Raw genomic sequence first — 15,664 nt, 5'->3', positions numbered from 1 at the left:
GGAGTATTCGATATGCGGATGCCTGGGCCTACGCGGACTGCCAAGACCGAAAAGCGTTACATGCAGCGGTTTGGGCAACTCTGGCGGCGGGCTGCGGAGGAGCTCTCGCGTTCGATCGGCGTCGTCGATCTCGTGCGCCGATTTCTCGTCTGGTCGCGAGATTTGCGCCCCAACTCGATCAGACAATACAGAGCTGCGTTGGAGTTCGGGCTTGCTCGGCTTGCCCAGCAGAATCCTCATCTGCGCGCTGAGGTGGCCGAAGCACTGAGTCTCCTGGATAGCTCCCGGCAGAAAGACCCGGCTGCGCCGAAAGTCAGGAAACCGAAGGCCGCCATGCCGCTGCGCACCTCGGCGAGCAAGGCCAAGGCGATCAGCGACCTGGATTTCGACCGTATCATCGCCGCCGCGCCACTGTCCCGATCGCAATACGCCGATGATCTCGTGGCCTCTATGAATGCAAACATCCTGCCGGGACTACGTCCGATCGAGTGGCACGGGACTAGGATCACTATCTCGGGCGATACGCTGATCATGATCGTCCCCAACGGGAAAAACAGCAATGAGCGGGCGCATGGCGAGACCCGGACCATAATCTTTGAAGCGATCGATCCCGTCAGTCTCGAACATCTGGTTGCGTGGGCCGAGCGGGTCAATCGGATGACGCTGGAAGCCTATGAGACGCTGCTCACTCGGATCGAGGAGCGCATGCGCGTCATCGCCAAACGTTTGTTTCCGCGGCGCAAGCGGCGCCCCACGCCATACTCGGTCAGGCATGCCGTATCGGCGCGCCTGAAGCGCCACTATATTGGCAATGCCAGAACGCGGGACGAGCGCGACCTCGGTGCAGCGATCGTCGCGGCGCTCATGGGCCACGCTGCCGACGACACCGCCAGCCGGCATTATGGCAATGCCTCCGGCAAGGGCGGCCGCGGCTATCCCATTCCGAAGGCAGACCCGGTCGAGGTCGCGCGCATCCGGCCGAAAGTCGCCGAAAGTCGTAGGAAGATGCACGCGATGCTCGACGCGCGCAGGTCTGTTGCGCCCCGCTGACGGTCGATGCCGGAGAGCCGCGGCATTTTGGCATTTTGGCAGTGGGGCATGCGGGCAGAGCGCCCGATCATCGCGGCGGACGCATATCATCGACCTTAAGGCCGATCCGCGCTTGGTGGTCCAAGGGCCATTTGCTGAGATTTGAGTAACTCAGATCACGAGACCCGCCAGAAGCGCCAATGGACTAACCCGCTCTCGCGGGAGGGCGCTGCGGCGCGGTCATCGCTGAGATTTCGCCATGTGAGGCGCTGCATCCGAGGATTTCGGGGTCGTTTCCCCTGATCCTCGGAGGCCTCCATGACCGATCCCGTCACCGTCACTCCGCTGCGCCAGCGGATGATCGAGGACATGACCATCCGCCGGTTTGGCGAGCACACGCAGCGCGACTATGTCCGGCAGGTGCGTGAGTTCACCGCCTTCCTCGGACTGCCGCCGGATCGAGCCGAGCCCGAGGATCTGCGGCGCTACTAGCTTCACCTGGCCTCGCTCGGCGCGAGCTACTCCCGGATGAACCAGGCCTGCACGGCCCTGCGGTTCTTCTTCCATGTCACGTTGGGCCGGACCGGATTCGGTGACCGCATGGCGCGGATCCCGACGCCGGAGCGGCTGCCGGTCGTGCTGAGCACCGAAGAGGTCGCGCTGCTGCTGGCCCATGCGCGTAGCCTGAAGGACCGCGCGGCGCTCAGCATCGCCTATGGCTGCGGCTTGCGGGTCTCGGAGATCGCCAACCTCAAGGTCGCCGACATCGACAGCGCCCGCATGCTGATCCGGGTCGAGCAGGGCAAGGGCCGCAAGGACCGCTATGTCATGCTCGCGCCCGACCTGCTCGACCTCCTGCGGCAATGGTGGCGGGTGAAGCGGCCGCGCGGCTGGCTCTTCCCCGGCCAGCAGCCGGGCCAGCCGATCACGACGCGCCAGCTCAACCGGGCCTGCCATGCCGCAGCCGTCGCGGCGAAGCTCGACAAGCGGGTGTCGATGCACACGCTGCGGCACAGCTTCGCCACCCATCTGCTGGAGCGGAAGACCGATATCCGGGTGATCCAGGTTCTGCTCGGGCACAGGAAGCTCGACACCACCGCCGTCTACACCCGCGTCGCGCTCAAGACCCTGCGCGAGGTGACGAGCCCGCTCGCGCTGCTGGCGCCACCGCCACCGCCATAACGGTCCCGCGCCGATCATGGCGCGGCCTTCGCTGGAGGTCGCGGATATCCTGAACCGGCACGGCGAGACCTATCTCGCGCGTCATCGGCTCAGCCGCGGCCAGCTCAAGGTGATGGGAGCGATCCGGGCCTGCCGCACGGCTGCGCTCGGCGGCCATGTCATGGCCTGCGGCGACTGCGATCACGCGACGATCGCCTATAACTCCTGCCGCAACCGGCACTGCCCGCGCTGCCAGGGTGCAGCGGCGAAGGACTGGCTCGCGGATCGCCAGGCCGATCTCCTGCCCGTGCCTTACTACCATCTCGTCTTCACCCTGCCGGCGCCCATCGCAGCGATCGCCTTCCAGAACAAGGCCGAGGTCTACGGCCTGCTGTTCAGGGCCGCGGCCGAGACGCTCGCCACCATCGCGAGCGATACCCGGCATCTCGGCGCCCGCATCGGCTTCACCAGCGTGCTGCACACATGGGGATCGGCGATGACCCATCATCCCCATCTCCACGTCATCGCGCCCGGCGGTGGACTCTCGCCGGACGGCGCTCACTGGATCGCCTGCCGGCCCGGCTTCTTCCTGCCCATACGCGTGCTCTCGCGGCTGTTCCGCAGACTCTTCCTCGCAGGGCTCACGGCCCTGCACGTGGCAGGGCAGCTCGCCTTCCATGGCGAGCTCGGCCATCTGACTGAGGCCGATGCCTTCGCCGCCATGCTGGTGCCGCTACGGCGCGTCGACTGGGTCGTCTACGCCAAGCGGCCCTTCGGTGGACCCGACGCCGTGCTGGCCTATCTCGCCCGCTACACCCATCGCGTCGCCATCGCCAACAGCCGCCTCGTCGCCATGGATCAGCGCGGGGTCACCTTCCACTGGAAGGACTATCGCGCCCGCTCGGTCGGCAAAACCTGGCGCAAGACCATGACACTGACGGCCTACGCGTTCATCCGCCGCTTCCTGCTCCACGTCCTGCCCGACGGATTCCACCGCATCCGCCACTATGGCCTGCTCGCCTCCAGCCGGCGTGCGGGCATCATCGCCCGTATCAGGCAGATCATCGCGGCGACGACACCGGCGGCAGCGCCCCAAGAACAAGACGCAGACGGTCGTTCCGGGACAGACGAGCCGCGGGATGACCATCGTCCACCATGCCCATGCTGCGGTGGCCGCATGATCATCGTCGAGCGCTTCGCGCCGGGCGCGGCGCCACGCACCATCGTCGCCGTCAGGATCGACACATCATGACGATGGCGATGCGGCGACACCCTGAGAAAGCACTGCCGGTCTCGGCCAGAGAGCGGGCGATCCTGTTCGGCCCGGTGGCGGAAATGGAGATTGCGACGGGCCCGAATCCATTCCATGCGCAGCAAACCGCAGGTTGCCGGGCATCCCGGGCGGACCATAGCGCCCCCGATCCACGCCTCGCACGATCCCGTGGACCACGCCGCGCGGCGAAATCCCCATAACGCAAGGCCCCGGGCCGCGGGTTCTTCCCCTGGAGGCTCTCAGACGCGGGCCCAGGAGCCACGCCATCAACGCTGCGCAAGGGCCCGCGTCTGAGACCCTTCACAGTTGCGGACATTGGCTCCTCGCCCGGAAGCGGACGTCGAGCGTCACGCTCAGGCACAACACGAGACGCAAGCGAGATTGTCAGCGAACGAGCTAGGCTCGCTTTTTTGTCTCGTAGATCTGCGGCCGCCTGCCTCGCCATTCCAATTGCATCAACGATCTGTATAAGAACATATAGAGAACATTTAGCAACATTGTCGACGGATATGAATTTGATGCCCCTGGGAGGTCAATCCATGGCGCTTTCCTGCTAGGAGGAAATGGATGACAATTTTCGCCGAAAAGTTGGCAACCTTGGCTGACACCGTTCGCTTGGTTGCGGACGGTCCCATCGAGGCTGTGGCGGCGGCCCTTCGTGAAGGGGCTGGTCGCCCTGCGATCGCCATTGGTTCGGGCGGCTCTGCAATCATGGCCGAATATTTTGCGTCGTGCCGGTCGTCCCTCGGCCTTGGTCTGACGCTGGTGCAGACCCCTTTGGAGTTTGTGCTCGCACCTGAAAGCTGCAACGGGTTCAGCATTTGGCTTTTTAGCGCAGGCGCGGATAATCCAGACGTCGAGGGGGCTCTTAAGGCTGCCGTCGCTTCCGACGCCGCCAATGTGCGGCTGGTCACGGTCAATGAATGGGGCTCAACCGCTGTCGCTGCCGCCAACAATAGTCGGGCGGAGTTGATCGTCGTTCCGGTAGCCGAACGAAAAGATGGCTTCCTGGCAACTCACTCGCTGGTCGGAATGGTCGCCTGCGTTCTCGCGGCCAGCGACCTCGTTGCAAATCCTTCTGAAGGATCTCGTTCGGCACACAGTCTCGCCGAGTCGGTGGGGCGCGCTGTTGCTGACTTGCGTTCGACTGTGCCTTCGTTCCGCCAGGGCGATACGCTCTGCTTACTCTGCGACCCGCAATGCCGAACCTTTGCGAGGCTCATCGAGACGTCGCTCTGGGAGACTGGGATTGCTCCAGTCCAGGTCGCTGATTTTCGGAATTTCGCGCATGGTCGGCACGTTTGGGCGGCCCGACATCCGCACTCGATGTTCGTGCTAGCAGTGACCACGGCCTTAACCCGCGATCTCTGGGAGAACATTAAGAGAGCGCTTCCGAGCACCATCCGCATCTCGGAACTGGACCTTGGCTATGCCGGCCGATTTCGGACCGCGTTGTCGGTCATAGAGGGGCTGATCGTTGTCCATTTTCTGGGGGTGGCAACCGAGATAGACCCGGCCAAGCCAGGCCGAGGCGATTTCGCAGAGGCGATCTACGGCGATCGCGGCCTTGCCGATGTCGTCGGTCGACTAAGCCCGGCCGTCCAGCACAAGCTGGAGGCGATAAGGCGTCATGACGATCAATCGTGCCTCCCCTGTCCTCCCGATGCTATCTGCGCTGACCGGCTCGCCGATCTCGAGAAGGCGCGTTTAGGCGGGATCGTGCTCGATTACGATGGCACTGTGGTGGCAACGGAGACGAGACTGGAGCTCCCAGCGTCCAGCTTGGTCGACGAACTCATCCGGCTCGCAGACGGGGGGATCGCGATCGCATTTGCAACCGGTCGTGGTGGGTCAGCCGGGGATGCCCTGCGCCAATCACTGCCGGTCCGGCTGCATTCTTCGATCACGATGGGCTATTACAACGGCGGCCATATCAGATCACTCGATGTCGATATTGATGACGATCCGCCGTTCGCCGACTCCTCACTGGCCCGGGTTGCGGACTGGATTGAATGCAGAGCACTGCTGAAGCCGAAATGCCTGCTCAAGCGCGGAAATGTCCAGATCAGCGTGAAGCATCATGACGTCGTGGAGCTCCATCGCTTCAAGCATGAATTGGCCATGTGCCCCGATATAGCGAATGGGAAGATCCGCGTTCTGACCTCTCATCACAGCTTCGACCTTCTTCCTCATGGAACGAGCAAGACCGCCGTGCTGCAGGAGATCCGACGCACCATGTCCGACGGGCTCCAAGTGCTTTCCATCGGAGACAGCGGCGAGCCAGGCGGCAATGATGTGGAACTGCTCGCAAACCGCCCGAGCATTAGCGTTGATGGGGTCTGCGGCGATGTCCAAGGTTCTTGGTCGCTTTTCGGCCGGGCGTCCTCGGGGCCCGCTGCGCTGCTACGCATTCTTCGTGCGTTGTGCATCGAGAACGGCCGTGGTCGAATGGACTTCGATAAGCTTGCGGCGAGCCACGGATGAGCGAAGAGCGTCAAAATTCTGGGTTCGACCAGAAGCAGGTGGTGGGCACCGGCCTCGTCGCTCTCGATCGCATTCACATTGGTTCGTCCCGTATGGCCTTTGAGGAGCTTGGCGGCTCCTGCGGCAATGTCCTAATCTCGCTTGCCATGCTTGGGCGCCCCGTTGCACCTCTGCTGCGGCTTGGAAGCGACCTCGTTGGTGGCAAGCTGGAACGCGACTTGCGCTGCGCAGGTGCGGATATGCGGTGGGTGTCGAGGAGTCAGGACGTTCTGTCGCCGGTCATCGTCGAGCTTCTGGATCCATCCTCCCGAACTCACCAGTTCTTGTTTTCTTGCCCGGATTCGGCTGAAAAATTCGGCCGATTTCAGTCAATCACGCCGTCCGAGCTGGAGCCTGCCAGGCCAGTCCTGGCAAATTGCCGGATTTTCTACGCGGACCGCCTCTCCGAGACGATCTGCGACGCCATGGAGGCTGCGGCTGCAGGCGGTGCAATTATCCATTTTGAGCCGTCGAGAGTGGGCGATCCGGACTTGTTCGCTCGCGCACTCGCGGCCGCTCACATCTTCAAATTCTCGGCAGACCGCCTTGCGCCAATAACGGCGGCCCAACTCCGACCCGATGGGTTCAGCATCGTGACCAACGGCAGTATTGGGTTGGAGTTGCATCATCGCGGAAAGACTTACAACTGCGCTGCGGCAGCAGCTGACGTCGTTGTCGATACCTGTGGTGCGGGCGATATGGTGACCTTGGGATTGATCGATACGGTCCTTCAGTCAGGCACCGACGGTCCGGCCTCCCTCGACGTCCGCACCGTTCTTGCCGGCATCAAAGCTGGTCAGCGACTCGCTGCAGCAAACTGTGCGCATGTCGGAGCACGTGGACTCTTCCGCGAGAGGGGCACCGCACATGTGCGGTCGATACTTACGGGCGACGCGAGTGCTACGCAGCCCGCGAACTAACGTCGTGACCATCCTTGCGCAGCTTGGCGCGCAGCTCCATCAGCAATTCGCCCAGCATGTTGCGCCCCACGCCGTTGACCTCGCCCCAAAGTCGATTGACTTCGTTGTCGACGGTGGTGCTTTCGACGAGCCTAGCCTCGCCCGTTGCAAGCAGCAGTTCCCTCAGATCCTGATGCTGGGTGAACTTCGCCTCTAGCACGCCGCGCATACGGTCAAACTTCACTCGCGACCAACCGGGAACAATGTCCCAGTAGTAGAGACCGTGAGCCGCCATAGCGACCAGCGCGGGCGATGGCGCGGAGAGCACCCAGTTCTTAACCTCGGGCTTGCGGGCCTTGCCTGCCTGATACGCATGTTCGCTCGTCGCAAACGTCTCTCCCTCGAATTTGATCGTTCGACGAAAGAGATTGCTGAAGGCGCCGTAAGGCTTCTCACTCGCGCGGTAGAAACGGATCTCGTCTGCGACCACGAATCGCCTCCTTGCAAATTTGCATTTAACAAGCATGTTGCTAGCATGAAACCGAATCGCAGAGAAAGGGAGAAATTGAGCCAGCGCATGCGAATAGCGCAGGCAAAGCGCTCGCTTTTGATTAGCGAGCTAGCGAGGATGGCGAGAGTCGACCAAGGCCAAACCTCGCGCATTCTGGATGGTCAATTCAAGACGCTCAGTGGCAATGTCATGCTAATTTGCATGGCATTAGGTGTTGACCCACACCAGTGCGACTTGGACGATCGCCCGTCCGAGCAGGCGATCGTTGATGCTGCTTGGGCTCGGCTAGAAGCGTCTGTGCGGCGGGCATGGGACCAAACTCCTCAGGGTGCAGACCGCCTGGCTCGCGTTATCGATGCGGTGGCCGAAGTGGGCCGGCGAGCTTCCTGAACTGATTAATGCGTCCAAGGTACTATGACCGAAGGAGAGTGCATTCTATCGATCGCTATGCATTCATACCGCAGGTTGAATTGGCCGATTCTGCGACAGCGGCTCGAACCGATGGAGGGCGCTGTTGAAGAAGGAGTTGGCCGAGACCCTTCTGGCCAAGATCATGGATTGGTCGGACGCTGATAAGGCCCGCGAACGCGCAAGGCTGGAGATCTTCGCGAGCTACAAGTATGACGAGTATCAGCAGTTCTCTCCTGGGCGCCGCTTCATCGAGAGCCTTGCGCTTTGGTTGGCTCAGTTTCGGCCCGGTGTTGAACGCCGCGTCGCCTACGATTTTGTCTGTGGCAGGCTGATCTTCTTTACGGCCAGCGAAATCAACCACCTTGTCGAACTAACGTTTCCCACAATTGTCCGGCCGAAATTGATTGCGGCCGCCTGCGAGCAGAGCGGTCTCCCGCATGTCAGGGTCAAGGCTGCGGTGGCCACGACGGCATACCAAGCGCTCCGCCGGCGGACGCTATTCCTGGGGATGAGCGACGGAGCTCGCACAGATTGGTTTCGGCGAGCGAACCCCGAGATCTCCAATGAGCAAGTATTCCACGCTTACGACGTCTCGGGCGTCAAAACCGCTGACCTGCTGAAGAAGCTAGAGGAGGATTTGAGTGAAATTTTGGGCGCTCCTCCAGAGGGAGAGGTCGCGCGATTTGAGAATGTCGTCCTGCTGGATGATTTCACCGCCAGCGGCACGAGCGCCATCCGCTATGATGAAAAAGCGGGCAAGTGGCGTGGCAAGATCCCGACAATCATTGAGCATTTGGAGAATGGGACGGGCGTTGGCGAATGCGTATCTTCAAACGCTAAAGTCATTATCATCGCCTACATAGCGAGCTCTCAGGCGATAAATCATATCAAAGGGAAGCTAAAAGATCTGCCATTTAGTAAAGGGACAGTCGAATTTTACGTGGTTTGCGAACTTGGCCCGCGCGTTCCGCTCGACGAAGAGACAGATGCTGCATTTTTTGCGCTAATGAACGACGACCAATACTTCGACGTTAGCGCCGATGACAAGCACGGTGAGGTCGGCAAGACAAGCAAGAGATATGGCTACGCAAACGGCCGCCTTCCGGTCGTCCTGGCGCACAATACCCCGAACAACTCGGTATACATTCTTTGGGCGGAAGACGTGCACCGGGTGCGCGGACTCTTCCCACGGGTCAGTCGCCATCGAAAGCTGCAGCAACTGTGAGGAACCCATTCCGCATTAGGGCATCGCAACGCGCCATCAGCGACGACGAGTTCGTGCGTCTCTTCGGCGCCGGAGCCCTTGATCTCATGCAGAGCATGGAAGATCCGTGGGGAAGCTTGGTCTTTCTGCGGAGCGCCCCGGGCGGTGGCAAAACGACGTTCTTGCGCCTTTTGACGCCTCGCCCCCTTCGCCTGGCGGACAACCTCGCCAGCGGCAACGCCAACGTCAAAGCGACTCAGGAGGCTTTGCGCGAAGTCGGCGCGATTGGACCGAACGGACCGGAACTGCTCGGGACAATGGTGGAGTTCACCAGCGAATACAGGGAGCTGGCGCAATTCGACCGGGGCAATTCGCTATTTCGCGAGTTGGTCAATTCGCGGATTGTCATCGCCACTCTGCGGGCCGTTCTGGAGCGCGTGGACCGCCCGTTTCCGCGGGACCTGGACAAGATCCGGGTCGAATGGGAGCCGGAATCCGACAGTACCATCCCTGCGAATGCGACCGGAAAGGAACTCTTCGCTTGGGCTTCGCAGATCGAGACGGACTTTTATGGGCGCATGGACGCGCTCGGCGATCCCGAACCAATCCAGGGCGGCCATGCCCGGCTTGATGGCCTCAAATGGTTTGCCCATGCGCACATCAGTACCCCTGAAGGTGAGGTCATCGTCAAACGTGCCTTGCTTCTCGATGAGGTTCAAACCCTCTCGGCGACGCAGCGCAGATCCCTCATCGACTTTGTGGCAGGAGCTCGGGAGCAATGTGGCGTTTGGGTCGCCGAGCGCCTGGAGGCTTTGACGCACAAGGATCTGCTGTCCCAGGGTGCGCTGGAGAACCGCGATTACGACGGCATAATCCAACTCGAAAGGCGTTGGAGCGACAAGAAGGCAAGCACCTTCGAGAGATTCGTCGAATCGATTGCAAAGTTGCGTGCCGCCAAAGCAGACAATTTCGGTGATCGTGACCTCTTCGCGCTGATCGGCGAAGGAGATGACCTCGTCAAATGGGGGCCGCTCTTCGACGAAGCGTGCGCTGCCATCGAGAGCAGGATCCGAACCGGGATCGGTAGCAGCCTTCGCTATGACGACTGGATCGCGCGAGCTAGGAGCGCGCCAGGCAATGCCGTTGTCCGAGCCATCAACTGGCGGGCAACTGAAATCCTTATCGAGCGTGATCGGAAAAACGATCAGCACGCATTCGACTTCCTCGCGCTCTCCAACGATGAATTCGAAAAGCGTCATAGCAGCGGCCTTGTTCGGGCTGCCGAGCATTTTGTCCGATCCGAGGTTCAAGCACCGATCTATTTTGGGCGAGAGTCGCTGGGAGGCGCATCGTCCTACAACGTGGATCAATACCTCGAGGTGGTCGGAGAGCTATTTGAGGAGATCTCGGCCAAAATCCAGTACCCGCGCGACATCCCTGTGCCTCTTTCCGCGGAGCGACAGGACAGCATCGTCCGCGCTGTTGCGGCAAGCCGCTGGGACGGGCTGACACGGCGACTGCCACGCGGCCGCGAAGCAAGGAAACTCCTTGAGGGCATTGGGGTCTTTTGTCAGCGCCAGACGTTCCGCGCGAGCGCTCCCTATCCGCCGGGTGTGACCGGGATCGCCATTTCGATGGCGGACAGGGAAACGCTGATCGACTCACCCGACGACAAAATTCGACATCTTCTCGGCCTTCGGGACGTCCTCACTTCACTGGTAGCGCACAATCTCTTGGTTCCCAGGCTCGATTATCGGAACAAAGGCAAAAATTTTGTCGTGTTTTATTTGAACCGACTCCTCTGCGTCCATTTTGGACTTCCTCTTGGCTATGGCGGCTGGCGCGAAAAGAAACTGAAGGACCTCATTGCCTGGCAGCAGCATGGTCCTGACGGAAAGGATCCGACCTTTGTCTGAGAGCGATGCCGTCATGCGGTGGGACCCGTACTCGCTGACGGTCGCCAGCGAATTCGATGCATTCTGGGGCAGGCAACTCAAGGGTAGCGAGCGCCGTCTTCTCCTCGTTCTGGGAAGGGGCTTCGATGTCCGCGCGCTGGAGACGGCTCGCCGTCTTCACGCTCTGGGTGCCGATGTCAGTGTCTGGCTTCTCGCATTTCACAACGGCCAGGACGAAAGCTCGCTACGCCGCGGCCGTACGGAGCAGAATGTTTCGGGCCTGCAGGGCCTGTTTGGCGCGGCACGAATAAAAGAGGTCGATATCGATATTGGCGGGCCGTCCACGGAGCCCGTGGCTTCGAAGAATACCTACGACGCCCTGCGACAGGCCGGAGATCCGGCCGAGTTCACTGATGTCATCGTCGACATCAGCGCGATGCCGCGAATGGTCGCGATGACCAGCGTCGCCGTTTTGCTCAGGAATCTGGACGAGCACGCTCAGAAGTCGGCGATATGCGTTAATCTGCATGTGACGACCGCGGAGAGTGTCTCTGCCGATCTGACTGCAGGGCAAGGGTCGCTAAGGGACCAGGTTTCATTCGTCCGAGGCTTTTCAGGCGAACTGACGGCCCAAACCAGTCGGGACTTGCCCCATGTCTGGTTTCCCGTTCTCGGGGAAAATCAGATCGACCGGCTGGACAGGATCCATCAGCGACTAACGCCAGATGAAATATGCCCAGTCGTGCCATTCCCGTCCCGAGAAACCAGGCGCGGCGACGAAATCATCTATAAGCATCGAGAGATTCTTTTCGATACGTTCCAGGTCGAACCTCGCAATATTTTGCTCGCTTGCGAGTACAATCCCTTTGAGGCTTACAAGCAGGTTTTCGAAGCAATGGACCGTTATCGCCGTGCGCTCAGCGAGCTCGGTGGCTGCAAGGCCTTTGTGTCACCGCTATCGTCCAAGCTACTTTCGATTGCGGTCCTGTTGGCATGTTATGACCACCTGTTCGGCGACGTCCCGGGGACGCGCCTCAAGGTCGGAATTCCGTATATTGAAACTGCGGTCTACGTTGATCCGGAGCAAAGCCCGGATGCGCCGTTCGAGCTGTACTCTATGTGGATCCGGGGGGAATGGGAGTTGCGAGAGGCCGTTTCTACCGAGCCCGCATCTGACGGATTGTTATAATGACTTCAAGGCATTTAGCACTGTCAATAGGGTTGCCTCAAAGAGGGCGTGGTGAGCGTCCCCCAAGCGCCTCCTCGGTTTTGGGCTGCTAGCTTCAGGAGGCTGCCCTGAAGCAGACATTCCCGAGGTCGGCTGTGGGCCAAATTGACCCGTTGCCCAAAGGAAGTGGCCTGCTCTCGGAGGGATGATCGAAGCCGCGCTAAGAATTCCTACGCGCAGTTTTTAGCGATCCGGATTTTTCACAATCCTAATTCCAGTCCCCACGCCGCCCTCGACGATGAATTCCACGCCAAGCGCTTCGAGCGCGGCCTGAATGTCTCGGAGCGTGCGCTCATGTGGAACAGTCGCTTCAGCTTCGATCCGCGCGATAGTGCGTTTTGCTACTCCTGTGATCTCCGCAACCTGGTCCTGAGATAGATTAAGCCAGGCACGGGCAGAGCGGAGTTGCGGACCGTTAATCATAAAATGGCATCTTTGATGACATATGGCATCTATAGTGCCACATTGATCCTCGTGGACACGCCGTCCACGGACCGGAGCATATGTCATGGCCAAGGCCGAAACCAACCTCGCTGTCACCACCACCGCACAGCTCTCCACCGAGAATATCGTCCGGCGCGGGGTTTTGCCCGCCGAGCTGAAGGCGCGCATCGATACGACCGTCGCCGGCGCGGCGGGGTGCACCTTCGCGGTTGATCCCCTCATGGGAGACGACCTGAGCAGGCTCAGCTCCTTCCTGTCCTCACTGGTCAAGCGGGACGGGGCCATTTTGGAAGCCGGCATCTGCATGGCGTTGCGTCGCCACAGTCACATGACGGTGATGCCCCAGGTGCGCATGCCGATCACCGTCTCCGCCGAGACGCTGGTCCAGGCCAATGACGGCGGCGAGCTGCGCCGCATCACCCTGCCGGCCGACGGCGCCGCGACCAGGATCGCCCATTTCGACATGATCGTGGTCGACCGGCGGGAGCGGATCGCGAGGCTGGTGGAGGTCAAGAGGGGCGGCGGCGAGACCGAGGTCCGCAAGCGGCGCACCACGGAACGGGACCTGCTCTGCGGTAGGCTGCAGCTCAAGGCGTTCCTGAAGACCCTGGGCATTCCCGTGCGGCGCTGCGAGAGCTGGATCGTCGACTACTACGGGAGGTCGGGCTTCCGGCCGGACCTCACCGTGACGCGCGAGGGGCTCGATCAGCTCTTCGGCGTGCCGGTCGTCGCCACGACCGATGCTGCGGCCCGCGCCATGCGGGCCGGCATGCTCCAGCGGCTGCCGCGGTTCCTCGACCGCGTGCGTGAGCGGCAGGATGTCGATCTGCCGCTCGGTGTGCTCCGCAACGACGATCAGCCCCTCGGGGCAGAGCTGCACTAGGCGCTTCGCCGCCCCACCGGCTTCCCGCTGCACCGACCAATCCGGCTGCTGCATCCGTTCCCACCACCAAAGCCGTATCCCGCCGGAGCGTCCTCCGGCGGATCGGCGGAGCTATGTCCGATGGCCGTACCCGTTCTCAACTTCCCGCGCCGGCAGATGCCTCGCCCGCCCGTCGTTTCCGACGAGGCAGGCAGCGATGCCGGCATCGGTCATGTCCCCATCTGGCAGCTCTGGCGCAGCTTGCCCGCGCATGCGTTCGGCTTCCCCGAGCAGGCTGAGCTGAAGGAGCTGCTCGGCAGGGTCCGGCCGCTGCGTGTCGAGCACTGGGATGCCGCGCTCGCCGGCGACGCCGCTGCGTCCGTCGCCCTGGCGCTGCGGATGTCCGGTATCGATGTGCTCGACACTACCCGGCACGATCTGGTCATGAGCATGGTGCTGTTCCATGCGCTAGCCGGATCGGCCGCGGCCCGGACAGTTCTCGCCTTCACGCTCGATCGCAGGCGCTATCTCGGCGAGAACGTCGATCCTTTGGCGCGCTCGTGGCGTGGCCCGTCGCGGACCGAAATCCGACGTGCCTCGGTTCAGGCTCTGATGGAGGCGCTGTCATGAGCGAAAGCGATCTCTCCGACGACAAGAGCGGCGACGAATTTCTCCTGAACTTCGAACCGTCGGCTAATGCCGATGAGGAGCACGAGGCTCGCCCTGCCTTGTCGCCGGTCGGTCTTATCGTCGAGCTGTCGTGGCAGGCGATCGACAAGCGCCGGGACCTTAGGACGCTGCCGAGAGGCGCGACCATGGCAGTCATCGTCCGGGTTCCGACCGATAGCTGGATCGACCCCATCCACGCCTTCGTCCACGAGAACGACAATGGGATCCTGATCATCGACGGGAAGGCGAACAAGCGCGACTGGCGCACGACCGAAGCGCTGATCGTCGATGCTCTCGACGAGGGTAAGACGGTCTGCGGCATCGCCTCCGACCCCGACGGCCAGCTTCCCGCGCTGCTGCGTTGCGCCGCCGATCTGGTGCTGGCGGTGCCGGCTCCCACGCCGGAGTTGATGCGCCGGGCGATCAGGCGCCATACCGGTCGCTCGGCGCCCAAGTTGTCTGCGACCGATATTGCCGGCCTCGACCTCATGGACCTCGGCGCGGCGTTGCGGCCGTCGGCGACACCGCAGGCGTGTGTGGCGCGGCTCAGGACTGCGAGCGCCGCGCGCAGCGTGACGACGAGCGACGACCGGACGCCGCTGCTCGCGGATCTCGCCGGCTATGGCGCGGCTCGTGACTGGTGCCTGGCGACGCTCGCCGATATCGAGGCCGTTCGGGCGGGGACGCTGTCCGCCGGCGAGCTCGAGTCCGCCCTGTTCCACGGCCCGCCCGGGACGGGCAAGACCACGCTCGCGAGGTCGCTTGCGAAGTCGGCTCGCCTGCCACTGGTCCAGACCAGCGTGAGCGGGTGGTTCCAGAAGAACAGCGGCCATCTCGGCGATGTTCTCCAGCAGGTGTCGGACGTGTTCGGCCGCGCCCGGGCGAGCGCACCGAGCATCCTGTTTCTCGACGAGCTCGATGCATTGCCTGATCGCGCCACCCTGGATTCGCGCAACCGGGATTGGTGGACCAGCGTGATCACCGGCCTGCTCCTCCATATCGACGCCTGCCGCACCGACCGCCGTGGCGTCATCCTGCTGGCGGCCACCAACCACGCCGAGCATATCGATCGCGCCCTGCTCAGGCCCGGCCGTTTCGATCGGCAGTTCCGGATCGACCCGCCCGATGCGGCGGGGCTGGCCGGGATCCTGCGCACCCATCTGGGATCGGACCTTCCGGGCGCGGACCTGACCGCGCTGGCGAAGCTGATGCCAGGTCGTACGGGCGCCGACGTCACCGGGATCTTGCGGGAAGCCCGCAGGATTGCGCGCAGCCGCAACGGCTTGCTGACCGAGGCCGATCTGCGAGCGGTGATCATGCCGGCGGATCCGCGACCGCCGAGGGAACGGCTCCATGTGGCAATCCACGAGGCCGGCCATGCGGTGATCGCGTACAGGCTCGGATTCCAGGTCGAGACCGTAACGATCCGCTCCGCCGGCGACGCCGGCGGCTGGACCGACATCGTGATCGCGCCGACGCCGGATCGCCGCCAGATCGAGGACCGCGTCCAGATCCTGCTCGCCGGCAGAGCGGCTAACGAGGCGTTCGGAGCCCC

14 protein-coding genes are annotated in these 15,664 nt (G+C 62.3%); 12 read left to right on the top strand and 2 right to left on the bottom strand.

Features of this window, described 5'->3' with window-relative positions:
* Positions 1-12: 12 nt before the first annotated feature.
* The 6 genes from BMZ69_RS27055 (at position 13) to BMZ69_RS27035 (ending at position 6,906) form a co-directional block, all read left to right on the top strand.
* A complete protein-coding gene (locus BMZ69_RS27055) occupies positions 13-1,050 on the top strand; it encodes a site-specific integrase (protein WP_139219230.1) in 1,038 nt (345 codons plus the stop codon).
* 297 nt (positions 1,051-1,347) lie between these two features.
* The gene (locus BMZ69_RS32495) at positions 1,348-1,521 is read left to right on the top strand and encodes a phage integrase N-terminal SAM-like domain-containing protein (protein WP_348272501.1); all 174 of its coding nucleotides are present in this window, start codon (positions 1,348-1,350) and stop codon (positions 1,519-1,521) included.
* 36 nt (positions 1,522-1,557) lie between these two features.
* A complete protein-coding gene (locus tag BMZ69_RS27050; RefSeq protein WP_348272500.1) occupies positions 1,558-2,211 on the top strand; it encodes a tyrosine-type recombinase/integrase in 654 nt (217 codons plus the stop codon).
* A gap of 16 nt (positions 2,212-2,227) precedes the next feature.
* Complete coding sequence (locus BMZ69_RS27045; protein WP_092162794.1) at positions 2,228-3,442, top strand: IS91 family transposase; 1,215 nt, start codon at positions 2,228-2,230, stop codon at positions 3,440-3,442.
* A gap of 588 nt (positions 3,443-4,030) precedes the next feature.
* Positions 4,031-5,947, top strand: a complete 1,917-nt coding sequence (locus BMZ69_RS27040) for an HAD family hydrolase (protein WP_092162792.1) — start codon at positions 4,031-4,033, stop codon at positions 5,945-5,947.
* Positions 5,944-6,906, top strand: a complete 963-nt coding sequence (locus BMZ69_RS27035) for a PfkB family carbohydrate kinase (protein WP_092162791.1) — start codon at positions 5,944-5,946, stop codon at positions 6,904-6,906. Before BMZ69_RS27040 ends, BMZ69_RS27035 begins: the two co-directional genes overlap by 4 nt.
* Here the strand turns inward: BMZ69_RS27035 and BMZ69_RS27030 are convergent.
* Positions 6,887-7,375 carry an NADAR family protein gene (locus BMZ69_RS27030; RefSeq protein ID WP_244543562.1) on the bottom strand — a complete coding sequence of 163 codons (489 nt, stop codon included), beginning with the start codon at positions 7,373-7,375 and terminating at the stop codon, positions 6,887-6,889. The genes BMZ69_RS27035 and BMZ69_RS27030 overlap by 20 nt on opposite strands.
* Before the next feature lie 535 nt (positions 7,376-7,910).
* On the opposite strand from BMZ69_RS27030, the gene BMZ69_RS27025 reads away from it, so the two are divergent.
* From BMZ69_RS27025 to BMZ69_RS27015, 3 genes are read left to right on the top strand one after another with little or no spacing between them, the layout of a single operon-like run.
* Positions 7,911-9,032, top strand: coding sequence for a phosphoribosyltransferase-like protein (locus tag BMZ69_RS27025; protein WP_092162781.1), 1,122 nt, complete (start codon positions 7,911-7,913; stop codon positions 9,030-9,032).
* A 53-nt stretch (positions 9,033-9,085) separates the two neighbouring features.
* Entirely contained in the window at positions 9,086-10,927 is a 1,842-nt protein-coding gene (locus BMZ69_RS27020) for an ORC-CDC6 family AAA ATPase (protein WP_139219228.1), read from the top strand.
* Positions 10,920-12,095 (top strand): hypothetical protein, encoded by a 1,176-nt coding sequence (locus tag BMZ69_RS27015; RefSeq protein WP_139219226.1) that lies wholly within the window; start codon positions 10,920-10,922, stop codon positions 12,093-12,095. The genes BMZ69_RS27020 and BMZ69_RS27015 overlap by 8 nt, the downstream gene beginning before the upstream one ends.
* Before the next feature lie 222 nt (positions 12,096-12,317).
* Here the strand turns inward: BMZ69_RS27015 and BMZ69_RS27010 are convergent, their stop codons facing one another.
* Positions 12,318-12,557, bottom strand: a complete 240-nt coding sequence (locus BMZ69_RS27010; protein WP_092162778.1) for a helix-turn-helix transcriptional regulator — start codon at positions 12,555-12,557, stop codon at positions 12,318-12,320.
* 85 nt (positions 12,558-12,642) lie between these two features.
* Here BMZ69_RS27010 and BMZ69_RS27005 point away from each other — a divergent pair, with 85 nt between their 5' ends.
* The 3 genes from BMZ69_RS27005 to BMZ69_RS26995 form a co-directional block, all read left to right on the top strand.
* Complete coding sequence (locus tag BMZ69_RS27005) at positions 12,643-13,461, top strand: hypothetical protein (protein ID WP_092162777.1); 819 nt, start codon at positions 12,643-12,645, stop codon at positions 13,459-13,461.
* A gap of 120 nt (positions 13,462-13,581) precedes the next feature.
* Entirely contained in the window at positions 13,582-14,070 is a 489-nt protein-coding gene (locus BMZ69_RS27000) for a hypothetical protein (RefSeq protein WP_092162776.1), read from the top strand.
* A partial coding sequence (locus BMZ69_RS26995; RefSeq protein ID WP_139219225.1) for an AAA family ATPase occupies positions 14,001-15,664 on the top strand: 1,664 nt, incomplete at its 3' end. The genes BMZ69_RS27000 and BMZ69_RS26995, both read left to right, overlap by 70 nt.

The organism is Allobosea sp. CRIB-10 (assembly GCF_900112185.1).
Taxonomy (GTDB): domain Bacteria; phylum Pseudomonadota; class Alphaproteobacteria; order Rhizobiales; family Beijerinckiaceae; genus Allobosea.
The sequence above is the reverse complement of the archived record's forward strand: the minus strand, read 5'-3'. Positions and strand labels throughout refer to the sequence as shown.

Excerpts from the sequence above, each read along its gene's own strand:
- BMZ69_RS27045 (WP_092162794.1), top strand. The coding sequence starts at position 2,228 with ATGGCGCGGCCTTCGCTGGAGGTCGCGGATATCCTGAACCGGCACGGC.
- BMZ69_RS27010 (WP_092162778.1), bottom strand. The coding sequence starts at position 12,557 with ATGATTAACGGTCCGCAACTCCGCTCTGCCCGTGCCTGGCTTAATCTA.
- BMZ69_RS27050 (WP_348272500.1), top strand. The coding sequence starts at position 1,558 with ATGAACCAGGCCTGCACGGCCCTGCGGTTCTTCTTCCATGTCACGTTG.
- BMZ69_RS27055 (WP_139219230.1), top strand. The coding sequence starts at position 13 with ATGCGGATGCCTGGGCCTACGCGGACTGCCAAGACCGAAAAGCGTTAC.
- BMZ69_RS32495 (WP_348272501.1), top strand. The coding sequence starts at position 1,348 with ATGACCGATCCCGTCACCGTCACTCCGCTGCGCCAGCGGATGATCGAG.
- BMZ69_RS27040 (WP_092162792.1), top strand. The coding sequence starts at position 4,031 with ATGACAATTTTCGCCGAAAAGTTGGCAACCTTGGCTGACACCGTTCGC.
- BMZ69_RS27000 (WP_092162776.1), top strand. The coding sequence starts at position 13,582 with ATGGCCGTACCCGTTCTCAACTTCCCGCGCCGGCAGATGCCTCGCCCG.
- BMZ69_RS27035 (WP_092162791.1), top strand. The coding sequence starts at position 5,944 with ATGAGCGAAGAGCGTCAAAATTCTGGGTTCGACCAGAAGCAGGTGGTG.
- BMZ69_RS27005 (WP_092162777.1), top strand. The coding sequence starts at position 12,643 with ATGGCCAAGGCCGAAACCAACCTCGCTGTCACCACCACCGCACAGCTC.